Origin of the sequence: Nocardia sp. (assembly GCF_025465275.1) — a bacterium.
GTDB lineage: Bacteria > Actinomycetota > Actinomycetes > Mycobacteriales > Mycobacteriaceae > Nocardia.
The window spans coordinates 1-11,083 of record NZ_JAODNK010000226.1 but is presented as its reverse complement, the minus strand read 5'-3'; the positions used below and the strand labels follow the sequence as shown (position 1 = coordinate 11,083).

Sequence of the window (11,083 nt, the reverse complement as noted above, 5' to 3'; positions counted from 1 at the left end):
GCGGACAGTCGTGCCTAGTCGGCCGGGGAGTGCGTGCTGTTGATACCGTGCTGACGTGTCGCACAGTGCTCAATCAACCGATCGACCGCTTCGGACGCTGGTGCTCGGTGGAGCCCGGTCCGGTAAGTCGGCCTTTGCTGAACAGCTGGTCGTATCGGAGGCGGTGCGATATATCGCTACCGCGGTGCCCGATCCCGGTGATGCGGATTTCGCGGAACGCATTGCGGCGCACCGGGTTCGGCGGCCCGAGAACTGGACCGTCGTGGAGCACGAGCTGCTCGAGGCGCTGGCTGAGCTGGCCTCCGTCACCCTCGTGGACGACCTCGGCACCTGGCTGACGGCGCGCATCGATGCCCGCAGCGCTTGGGAATCCCCGCGGGGCACTGTCGCGCCCGATGTGGACGCGCTCGTCGATATTGTCGCGGACTACCCGGAGCGGTTGATCATCGTCAGCCCCGAGGTGGGGTTCGGTGTCATTCCCGCCACGCACTCCGGACGGCTCTTCCGTGACGAGCTCGGCACGCTCAACCAGCGGCTGGCTCAGCTCTGCGATGAGGTGTACCTCGTGGTCGCGGGCCACGCCATTCAGGTCAAGCCGGACCGCGCGATCGCTTCGGCCGCCGCCCTCGCGACTGTCGGCCTCGGCGGTACAGCCGCCGCGCAGGCGGTAGTGGGTGGCGCTGCTGTCGGCACCGTGGCGGAACCGGCTGCCACACAGTCGGTCTCGAACCCGGCGCCTACCGATTTCGCGGCGACGGCTGATCCGGCTGTCGCGCAGGCGGCTTCGAGCTCGGTGGCCGCAGGCGTCGCAGTGGGCGGAGTCGCGGAGGGCGAAGGCACCACGACAGGGTCCGTGGCCGCAGGCGTCGCAGTGGATGGTGCCGCAGGCGTCGTAGTGGGTGGCGTGGCCGACGCTGCTGCCACCACAACGCGGACGGCGGACGGCACGGACGCCGATTCGGCAAGCGGTGATGCTGCGGGCTCGACAGGTGGAGCCGTGACTGCCGCTGCCGGTAGTACCGCCGCGCGCGCGGCAGGACAGACGGCCGCTGCTTCGGGTGCCGCGAATCTTTCGAAGCCTGCGCGGATTGCGTTCGGTCCGGTCAACGGTCCTGATCCGCTGGTGCGGGCTGCGGCCGAGGCGCGGCAGTTGCAGTTGACGAAGCCCGCTGGTGCGCTGGGGCGGTTGGAGCAGTTGGCCAACTGGGTTGCGGCGTGCCAGGGCGTGTGTCCGCCGAAGCAGTTCGAGCGGGCTCGCATTGTGGTGTTCGCGGGCGATCACGGGGTGGCGCGGCACGGGGTGTCGGCGTATCCCAGTGAGGTGACCGCGCAGATGGTCGCCAATTTCCTGAACGGCGGTGCGGCCGTGAATGTGCTGGCGCGCTTGGCCGATGCCACCGTGCGCGTGGAAGACATTGCGGTGGACGGGGATACGGCTCCGGAGATTTCGCGGCACAAGGTGCGGCGCTCCAGCGGGTCGATCGACCGCGAGGATGCGCTGACCGAGGCCGAGGTGCAGACCGCCCTCGCGGCCGGCGCGGCCATTGCCGACGAGGAAATCGATTCCGGCGCAGACCTTCTCATTGCCGGAGATATGGGCATCGGCAATACCACCCCGGCGACGGTGCTGATCGCCGCGCTCACCGATACCGAGCCGGTGGTCGCGGTCGGCCGTGGCACCGGTGTCGACGATGCCGGCTGGATTCGCAAGACCGCCGCCATCCGCGATGCCATGTGGCGCGCCCGCCCGGTGATCAAGGATCCGGTTGCCCTGCTGCGCACCGCCTCCGGCGCCGACCTGGCCGCCATGGCGGGCTTCCTGGCTCGCGCCGCTGCCCGCCGCACCCCGGTGATCCTCGACGGCGTCGTGGTCACGGCTGCCGCGCTGGTCGCCGATCAGCTGGCCGTCGGCGCGCGCGAATGGTGGATCGCCGGGCACCGTTCCAGCGAACCGTCCCACACCATCGCGCTGAAGCGCCTCGAGCTGGAGCCGCTCGTCGAAATGAACATGCGCCTCGGCGAGGGCTCCGGCGCGGTCACCGCCCTCCCGATCCTGCGCGCCGCCATCGCCACCCTGTCCGATATGGCGACCTTCGCCGACGCCGGCGTAAGCACCGCCGACGCAACAGAACCCGCCGGTGCCTGACGACGCAGCTATGACGGCCGGGCGACATCGCCAGGCCGGACACCTTGTGTCGTGGGCGGATTCGGCTTCGTTGACACGGTCGACCCGCCTAATGGCCGGAATTCACCCACATCCGCTGGTGCGTGGCCTGTGTGGATCCCGGTTAAAAGCATGCCGGGATGACGAGGGGCGACCTTCTGCTTTCACGCTCATTCGGCCTGCTTACACGCTCACTCGGCGTGAGTTCGGGGCTCCGAGGGCGGCGGCTGTGGTTGAGGTGTGCGCGTGAATGGGTTGCGGTTGGCGGTTTCGTGGTTGACCGTGCTGCCTGTGCGGGGGCCGGATGAGGTGGATCGGAAGGCTGCGGGGCGGGCTATCGGGTGGGCTCCTGTGGTGGGGTTGTTGCTCGGAGTGGTGGCGGCCGGGGTTGTTTGGGGGGTTGGGGCGGTAGGCGGGTCGTGGCTGCTGGCCGGGTTTGTGACGGTGGCGGGGTTGGGGTTGGTTACGCGGGGGATGCATATCGACGGGCTTGCCGACACCATGGATGGGTTGGGGAGTTATGGGCCGCCGGAGCGGGCCCGGGAGATTATGAAGAGTGGTGGGGCGGGGCCGTTCGGGGTGGCGGCGCTGATTTTTGTGATCGGGATTCAGGCGGTTTCGTTTGCGGCGCTGGCCGAGTCGGGGCGATGGGCGGCGCTGGTGCTGGCAGTGGTTGCGGGTCGGATTGCGGTGGTGCTGGCCTGCCGCCGGGGGATCGAGGCTGCGCCGGGGGCCGGGTTCGGCGCACTCGTGGCGGGGACGCAGGCGCCGCTCACCGGCGCCGTATGGGCCGGGATTGCGGTAGTGGCAGCGGTATTCAGCACGGGCAACCGGTGGACCGGACCGGTCGGTGTGATTGTCGCGCTCGGGGTATCGGTGCTGCTGGTACGGCACTGTGTGCGGCGATTCGGCGGGCTCAATGGTGATGTGCTCGGGGCCGCACTGGAATTCACCGTCGCGATCGCGGCGGCAATCCTCACTTTCGGTGGCTGAGCACACAAATCCGACCGGCCTGTGGCCGCGAATACCAGACGAACGGAGTTGCCCGGGTCTGGGAGGCGGAGTCACGTATGGCGTTGCAACTGGGTGTGCTCGTGCTTTTCGCTGTCGTGGCGGTGACCGTTTTCCTGATCGGTGATCGCATACGCCCGAAATCGTGGCGGCACGGTGATGACAAGGCCGCCGGCAATATGGTGCTGGATCTGGTCAATATGTTCTTCGCGGCGATAGTGGCCTTCATCGTGGTGATCCTGTGGCAGCAATACGACGATACGCATGCGCACACCATTGCCGAGGGCAAGGCGCTGACCACCGTCTACGAGGCCGCCAATAATCTGCCCGAGCCCGGTCGCTCGCAGATCCAATCCCTGACCCGCGCTTACACCGAAGAGGTCGTGGGGCAGGAGTGGAAGGTCATGGCCAATGACTCGAAGCTCAGTCAGCCCACCCAGGACACCTTCGACAATATTCGTGCGGCGGTATCCGGGGTGCAATCGACAGATCCGGATGTGAAGGATCTGCAGAGCAAGGCCGATGCGGCCCTCGACGCGGCTGCCGAGGCCCGGTACGACCGCGGCATCGACGCCGAATACCATTTGCCCACTTTCCTTTACGTGGCGCTCTGGTTCGGAACGGTCATGCTGCTGATCGGCACCGTGCTCTCCGGTGTGGTGGTCACCAGGCGCAGCGTGGTGATGACCGGATTGTTCGGAATGGTGATCGGCGCCGTAATCGTCGCCGTCTACCAGCTCGATCGGCCGTTCGCGGGCGGGAACACGGTGTCCAAGGATGCCTTCGAGCTGGCCCTGTCCCGCTTCCAGCACATCACTGCCTCCGGCGCGTCGTCGAGCGGGCTTCCGCGCTGATAGAAGGTAGTCGCACATGGTTGACGTGAACCGAACACGAAGAGCCGGACGAGGGTTCGCCGCGGTGACCGCGGTAGAGATCGCCGCGGCAGTACTGGGCGTGCATCCCGGTGTGGCGGGCGCCGATCCGGGCCTGCCGGATGTCATTGGTGAGATCGCCAGTGGCAGTGCGTCTTCGCAGCCCCGCGCTGTCGACGGGCCCACCGGCAGTTCACTCGGGCTCGGGACCGGGAGCGGTTACTCCGGTAGTGGCGGCGCCGGTGGTGGCGCGTCCTCGGGTAGCTCGCTGGGCATGAACCCGGCCGCGCACGGGTCGCACCCGGGTCGTGCCGTGACCGCCAAACCGGAGAGCATCGATATAGCACCTCCGGCCCCAGCCCCGGTCGCGGTGACCCCGGCGGCGGGCACGCTGGGGGAGACGCTGGGCCTGCAGCCCGGCAGTGTTCTGACCGCCTGCGCGGGCAGCGCCGTAGTCGGCAGTGCCGCAATAGGTTTGGGCCTGTTGACGGGCAGCGGTCTCGGCTCCGGCCTGATCGGCCCCGGATTCATTCTCGGCTCCAGCGGTCTGGTCGGCCCGGGTTCCGCGGGTGCCGGCAGTGTCATGTTCGGCAGTGCCGTCACCGGCAGCGCCCTGCTGACCTGCATGCTGCTCCTGCCCGCCCCCGCGCTCGCACCCGGTATCCCGCTGGGGTTTCCGTCGCCGCTCCCCGTCGTGGCTCCGGCGGCCGCACCCATTATTCCCCCCGAGCCCGTACCCCCGGTCCCGCCGGCACCGCCCGCCCCTGTTGTGGTCAAACCGCCGCCCCCGCATCAGGTTCCGGTGGCGGCCGCCCCGACGCCCCTGTCCGCCAACTTCAACACCATGCAAATCATGACCGTCATGATCCTCACCATCCTCGGCGCCGCCCGCGCCAAGACCAGCAAGAGCCGCCGAGTCTGAGATCGGCGGCAACCGGGGGCGTTGTCCCGCAGCGCAAGCCGCACGGTAAGCGCCGTTAGGTCAGCGGTCGCGCTCGACAGCGAGTGCGGCCTTGCGGGCTGCGACCAGGATCGGGTCCCAGACCGGGGAGAACGGCGGTGCGTAGCCGAGGTCGAGGGCGATCATCTGCTCGACCGTCATGCGGGCGGTGAGCGCAACGGCGGCGATGTCGATGCGTTTGGCCGCGCCCTCGCGGCCGACGAGCTGGACGCCCAGCAGGCGGCCGGTGCGCCGTTCGGCGAGCATCTTCACCGTCATGGAGGCCGTGCCGGGGAAATAGCCTGAGCGACTGGTGGATTCGATGGTGACGGTGACAAATTGCAGTCCGGCGGCGCGGGCGTCCTTCTCGCGCAGCCCGGTTCGCGCCACTTCGAGATCGCAGACCTTGCTGACCGCGGTGCCGACAACGCCGGGGAAGGTGCCGTAGCCGCCGCCGATATTCGCGCCGATGATCTGCCCGTGCTTATTGGCATGGGTGCCGAGCGCGATATGCCGTTCGGTGCCTGAGACCAGATCGAGCACCTCCACGCAATCGCCGCCCGCCCAAATGTTTTCGTAGCCGCGCACCCGCATGGCGAGGTCGGTGAGCAGCCCGTCGTGCTGACCCAGCGGCAGTCCGGCGGCGCGGGCCAGCTCGGTGGCGGGGCGCACGCCGATGCCGAGCACAACCACATCGGCGAGGAATTCGGCATCGGCTGTGGTGACGCCGCGGACTCGTCCGGCGTCATCGGTGAGCACGGCGGTGAGTTCGGCATCACACAGGACTCGAATCCCCATGCCGTCCATGGCTTTACGAATCAGCGCGCCCATATCGGGGTCCAGGGTGGCCATCGGCTGCGTACCGCGATTGATCATGGTGACGTCGTAGCCGCGATTGATCAGCGCCTCGGCCATTTCGACCCCGATATAGCCCGCGCCGACCACGATCGCCCGCCGCCCCGCCGTGGATTGGAGCGTTTCAATGAGGGCCTGGCCGTCATCGAGCGTCTGTACGCCGTGCACGCCCTTCGCATCGATCCCCGGAATCGGCGGCCGAATCGGCGTCGCACCGGTGGCAATGACGAGTTTGTCGTATTCCGTCCAGGTTTCGGTGCCCGCTTCGAGATCCCGCGCCCGCACCCGGCGGCCCGGCACATCGATCTCCAGCACCTCGGTCCGCAGACGCAGATCGATATCGCGCGCCCGATGCTCCTCCGGCGTGCGGGCGATCAGTTCCTCACGTTGCTGTACATCGCCGCCCACCCAGTACGGGATGCCGCAGGCCGAGAACGAGGTGAAATGCCCACGTTCGAAGACGATGATCTCCAGCTCCTGCGCGGTTTTCATTCGGCGTGCCTGCGAAGCCGCCGACATTCCCGTCGCATCCCCACCGATGATCACCAGGCGCTCAGTCATGAATACGACGGTACGGCGCATCGCGATCGATGCGCCGTACCGGGGCACTACCTTTCGTGTGTCTCTTCGAGCACAGTGCGGCCGAGGAGGGTGTAGCGGCCCGGATGGCGCTGCTTGAGGTACTGCGCGTAACCGAAGCCGGCGATGGCGATCACGCCGACCAGCCACGGTGTCGCATGCAGGACCAGCGACCCGGACTCGGAGCCGGCGGCCGCGCCCATATTGACGATCAGCAGGCCGACCACGGCGAGCATGGCAATGCCACCGGTGAGCGGGGCGACCAGCGTGCGGAACCAGTGCCGAGTCTCGGGATGGTTGTTGCGGAAGTAGATCAGCACCGCGAACGAGCAGGTCGCCTGCACCACCAGAATCGCCATGGTGCCGAGGATCGCCAGCAGGGTGTACGTACCGGAGTAGGGATCCTTGCCCGCGATACCGAAGGCCAGCACCAGCAGCGCCGCGAAGACGGTCTGCACCAGGCCCGCGATGTGCGGCGAGCCGTGCCGGGGGTGGGTGCGGCCGATCGTGCGCTGCAATCCGGGGATCGCGCCTTCCCGGCCGAGGGCGTACAGGTAGCGGGCGGCGCAATTGTGGAAGGCCATGCCGCAGGCCAGCGAGCCGGTCATCATCAGCCACTGCATGGCGATCACGGCCCAGTGCCCGACATAGGCGGTGGTGGGATTGAAGAACACATCCATCGGGCTGTCCGAGGCCGCCAGCCGCGCCGACTCCTCGATTCCGTTGCCGGACATGGCCATCCAGGACACCAGCACGTAGAAGACGCCGACGCCCAGCACCGCGATCATGGTGGCCTTGGGGATGATCTTCTTCGGATTCTTGGATTCCTCGCCGTACATGGCGGTCGACTCGAAACCGACCCACGACCAGAAGGCGAAGAACAGGCCGAGCCCCGCCGACGGCCCCGCGAACGCATTCACCGGGTTGAGCGGTTCGAACGAAAACCCTTCCGGCCCACCGCCGTGCACCGCGACCGCGATGGCCATCACCGCGAGCACCAGCACCTCGGTGCCGAGCAGCACCACCAGCAGCTTCTCCGCCACGGCGATGCCGAACCAGGTGCCGATCGCGTTGACGCCCAGCATGATGAGCGCGAAGACCCACCACGGCACATGGATACCGAATTGCGCGCCAACGGTATTGGTGCCGAAACTGGCGAAGATGCCGACCAGCGACGGCTCGAACACCATGTAGGCGAAGGCCGCCAGCAGACCCGAGGCCAGGCCTACGGTGCGGCCCAGCCCGTAGGAGATGAATCCGTAGAACGCGCCGGTGGCGGTGAGGTGCTTGGACCTGGTGGTGAAGCCCACCGAGAAGATGGCCAGCACCACCATGGCGATGAGAAACCCTGCGGGCGTGCCGGTTCCGGTGCCCGAGGAGATCATGAACGGCACATTGCCGGTCATCGCGGTGATCGGGGCCGCGGTGGCGATGGCCATGAAGACCACGCCGAGCAAACCGATGGCATTGGGCTTCAAACGGTGCACGCCCGCGGCCCCGCTTGCTGATTCGGCGGGGGCGGCGACCGCCTCGGCCTGGATTTGCTGGGTCATGAACTCATCTCTCTACGAACCGGTATTCAGTGCTGTTCCGAGCACGGTGAATTCATTCGTCGCGCCTATGGCAATCACCACAGTTCGTGGTGCTGCGAAACGGTAATGGGCGGCTGTAACAGGGGAGTCGTGTCGCGGTGACCGGCAGCGAGAGAAATGGACCGCGAATTCTCTCACCCCGCGATAAATGCGCGTAACACCGATTAACGTGCCCGACATCAGCATCGAGCACGCTGTGGGCCTTCGCGCGAGAAAGCGCACGACAGCACCGGAAAGGCGGCCCGCGGATGCCCACTTCCACGCCGAGTCCGCCCCTGGTGGTGCGGCGCTCGTCACTGCGTGGGCTCACTCGCCGCAAACTGCCGTTCCTGCCGGTGTTCGCGCAGTCGGTGGCGGCCATCGCGCCCTCCGGAACCGCCGCTGTCACACCGCCTTTCGTGATCAGTGCGGTGGGTGGCGGCGCGAGTGTGCTCGTCTTCGTCGCGGCCGGACTGCTCGCGACCTGTGTCGCACTGCTCCTCCGGCCGATGGCGCAGCGGCTCGCGGTGAGCGGCGGGCTGTACACCTATGTCGCGCAGGGTCTGGGCCCGACCGTGGCGATTCCGGTGGGCTGGTCGGCCATTGTCGGCTACGGCAGTGTGAGCGTGGCGGGATTGATCGCCGTCGGCACCTATGTGAACCAGGTAGGCGTCGCCGCGGGGCTGAGCGGATTCGGTTCCACCGCGGCCATAATCCTCGTGCTGCTGGTCGCCGCCGGAGTCGCGGTGCTGCTCATGGTGCGCGGGATTCGCGTTTCAGCGGGAGCGACCCTGCTGATCGAATGCGTCTCGGTCGCCGTGGTGCTGGCCCTGATGATCTATCTCCTCACCCGTGGCGGGCACGAGCTGCGCGTACCCCACGAGTACGCCGCCCAACCCGGCACCGGCAATCTGGCCATGAGCGCGGTCGTGGCCATCAGCGCCTTCGTCGGGTTCGAGAGCGCCACCACGCTCTCCTCGGAGTCCTACCGGCCGTTCCGGTCGGTGCCCAGGACACTCCTCTGGACGCCGGTCGCGGCGGGCGTGATCTATGTCGTCGCGGTGTGCGCGGAATCGATTGCGCTGGGCGGCGGTTCGGCCGTGCCGTCCGGCAGCGAGACGCCGGTCACCGATCTCTTGATCCAGGACAATGCGCACGTGCTGGCGGCCGTCGTCGATCTCGGCATCGCCGCATCTTTCTTCGCCTGCACCGTCGCCTCGATCAACGCTCTGGTCCGGGTGCTGTTCACGATGGGCCGCGAGGGCATCGCACCGGCCGTGGTGGGTCGCGCGCATCCGCGATTCCATACGCCCGCGCACGCGATCGTGCTCACCATGGGTGTGGTGACCGCCTGCGCGGTGGGCGCGCTGCTGGCGGGTACCGAACCGCAGGACGGCATTCGCTCGTTCCTGACCCTGAGCGCCCTCGGCTATCTGGGCAGCTATGTGCCCGCCTGCCTGGCCGGTCCGGCGCTGCTGCGCAGGATTCACGAGTCCAGCCGTCCGCTCACGATTCTCGGCACGGTCACCGCGGTGCTGCTGGCCCTGCTGGTGGCGGCCGCCGCCTTCTCGAACCAGAGCAATAATTCCCAATTGCTGACCGCCTATGCCGCGGTGCTGGTCGCGGCCCTGCTCTTCACCGCCGCTCTGCGCGTATTCGCGCCGGAACGGTTGCGCGGCATCGGTATCTACGATGAACCGCGCCGCACCGATCTGCTCCAGACCGCGACGTTCCGGTAACCATGAAGGACTCGCGCCGCGCGAACGCCGTCTCCAGTTCCCTCGCCATCCTCGAGGTGGTCGCCGACTGCGGTGTCGGGGTGACGGCCAAGGAGATCGCGCACCGGCTCGAGATGGCCCCGGCGACGGCGTACCGGCTGATCAACGCTCTGGTCGCGGACGAATACCTGGTTCGCACAGCCGATTTGCGCGGCTTCGGTCTCGGCGTGCGGCTGCGTGGCCTGGCCGGGGCGCTGAACAGTCCGGTCGTGCCCGGTGCGGCGCGCCAGTGCCTGAACGAGTTCCGGACCACGACCCGGTTCGCGGTGCACCTGATGAATTTCCGGACCGATACCGTGCAGGTCGTCAGCGAGGACCCCGATCATCCGGTGCAGGGTGAGCGCGAACTCGTGCGGCATCTGCACGCCTCGGCCGCGGGCAAACTCCTGCTGTCCACCCGGACACAGTGGCGGGCAATGGTTTCCGATCCGGCCCGGATCACCACGCACACCCATGTCGAACACGCGGCACTGGCCGAGGAGATGCGGGCCATCCGGGAAACCGGATACGCCAGCGCCGTCAATGAACTGGTCGCCGGAATCGCCTGCCTCGCCTATCCCGTCTACAGCGAGAACGGCACCGCCGAAGGCGCACTGTGTCTTTCGGGACCGAGCGGCAGGCTCGCGGCGCTGCTCGAACATGACGAGCCGGCCCGGAAATACTCGAAACAACTGGGCCCGCTGCTCTACTGAGGCGCGAGCCGGACCACCTGCCCCGGCCCGGTCACGACCTTGGGCGGGTAGCCGCGGGTGACAACATTGGCACCGAGGGGCCGGGGCGGGTGGGCCTTCCAACAGGTGGCACAGCCTTGGGGCACGTATCCGTCGCGGCTGTGGTCACAGTCGTTGGTGACATAAGTTTCAGGTGGAATGACTGGGATGCGATGTCCCACTTTGGGACACTTAGGGCCCGACCGCAGGAACGTACGGCGAAGAGGAGCACCCCGTGAGCCGGAACGGACACCGCACCCCGGTCGTGCGAGCGCGCGAAAGCTTCCTCACCTCGGGCGATCTCCCGCCCGGCGGGGTCTCCGGCCTGGTGTCGGCCTCTTGGCAGCGGTCGCTGGCGGCGGGCGTGAGCGATCTGACGAATGTGCTCGATCGGGGCTACATCGCCGATCTGGATCTACAGAGCCGGTTCGTCCAGTGCGCGCTACCCGTCATCGACCGGCTGGAAGTGGAACTCAGCGATCTTGCGGTGAGTATCGCTCTCACCGACCGCAATTCGCGGGTGTTGCTGCGGCGCGACAACCAGCGCATGCTCGGCGGGCGGTTCGACACCGTGTTCTTCGCGCCCGGCTTCAGTTACAGCGA

The 11,083-nt window shown here is 67.6% G+C and carries 8 protein-coding genes and 1 pseudogene; 7 read left to right on the top strand and 2 right to left on the bottom strand.

The features are described 5' to 3' along the window. The first annotated feature begins 55 nt into the window (after positions 1-55). The 4 genes from cobT (at position 56) to JWN03_RS43985 (ending at position 4,969) form a co-directional block, all read left to right on the top strand. Positions 56-2,146 (top strand): nicotinate-nucleotide--dimethylbenzimidazole phosphoribosyltransferase, encoded by a 2,091-nt coding sequence (gene cobT, locus JWN03_RS44000; protein ID WP_297628693.1) that lies wholly within the window; start codon positions 56-58, stop codon positions 2,144-2,146. Positions 2,147-2,410: 264 nt separating this feature from the next. Beyond that, entirely contained in the window at positions 2,411-3,157 is a 747-nt protein-coding gene (locus JWN03_RS43995; protein ID WP_297628691.1) for an adenosylcobinamide-GDP ribazoletransferase, read from the top strand. A 77-nt stretch (positions 3,158-3,234) separates the two neighbouring features. Beyond that, positions 3,235-4,029, top strand: a complete 795-nt coding sequence (locus JWN03_RS43990; protein ID WP_297628689.1) for a bestrophin-like domain — start codon at positions 3,235-3,237, stop codon at positions 4,027-4,029. Positions 4,030-4,093: 64 nt separating this feature from the next. Further along, on the top strand, positions 4,094-4,969 hold the full coding sequence (locus JWN03_RS43985) for a hypothetical protein (protein WP_297628687.1): 876 nt from the start codon (positions 4,094-4,096) through the stop codon (positions 4,967-4,969). A 60-nt stretch (positions 4,970-5,029) separates the two neighbouring features. Here the strand turns inward: JWN03_RS43985 and JWN03_RS43980 are convergent, their stop codons facing one another. Further along, positions 5,030-6,403 carry an FAD-dependent oxidoreductase gene (locus tag JWN03_RS43980; RefSeq protein ID WP_297628686.1) on the bottom strand — a complete coding sequence of 458 codons (1,374 nt, stop codon included), beginning with the start codon at positions 6,401-6,403 and terminating at the stop codon, positions 5,030-5,032. Between the two features lie 47 nt (positions 6,404-6,450). Next, positions 6,451-7,974 (bottom strand): APC family permease, encoded by a 1,524-nt coding sequence (locus JWN03_RS43975; RefSeq protein WP_297628685.1) that lies wholly within the window; start codon positions 7,972-7,974, stop codon positions 6,451-6,453. A gap of 287 nt (positions 7,975-8,261) precedes the next feature. Between JWN03_RS43975 and JWN03_RS43970 the strand changes: the two genes are divergently transcribed. The 3 genes and pseudogenes from JWN03_RS43970 to JWN03_RS43960 form a co-directional block, all read left to right on the top strand. After that, entirely contained in the window at positions 8,262-9,731 is a 1,470-nt protein-coding gene (locus tag JWN03_RS43970) for an APC family permease (protein WP_297628683.1), read from the top strand. 2 nt (positions 9,732-9,733) lie between these two features. Then, the gene (locus tag JWN03_RS43965; RefSeq protein ID WP_297628681.1) at positions 9,734-10,462 is read left to right on the top strand and encodes an IclR family transcriptional regulator; all 729 of its coding nucleotides are present in this window, start codon (positions 9,734-9,736) and stop codon (positions 10,460-10,462) included. Between the two features lie 253 nt (positions 10,463-10,715). Beyond that, positions 10,716-11,083, top strand: a pseudogene (locus tag JWN03_RS43960) (sigma-54-dependent Fis family transcriptional regulator); the annotation flags it as partial.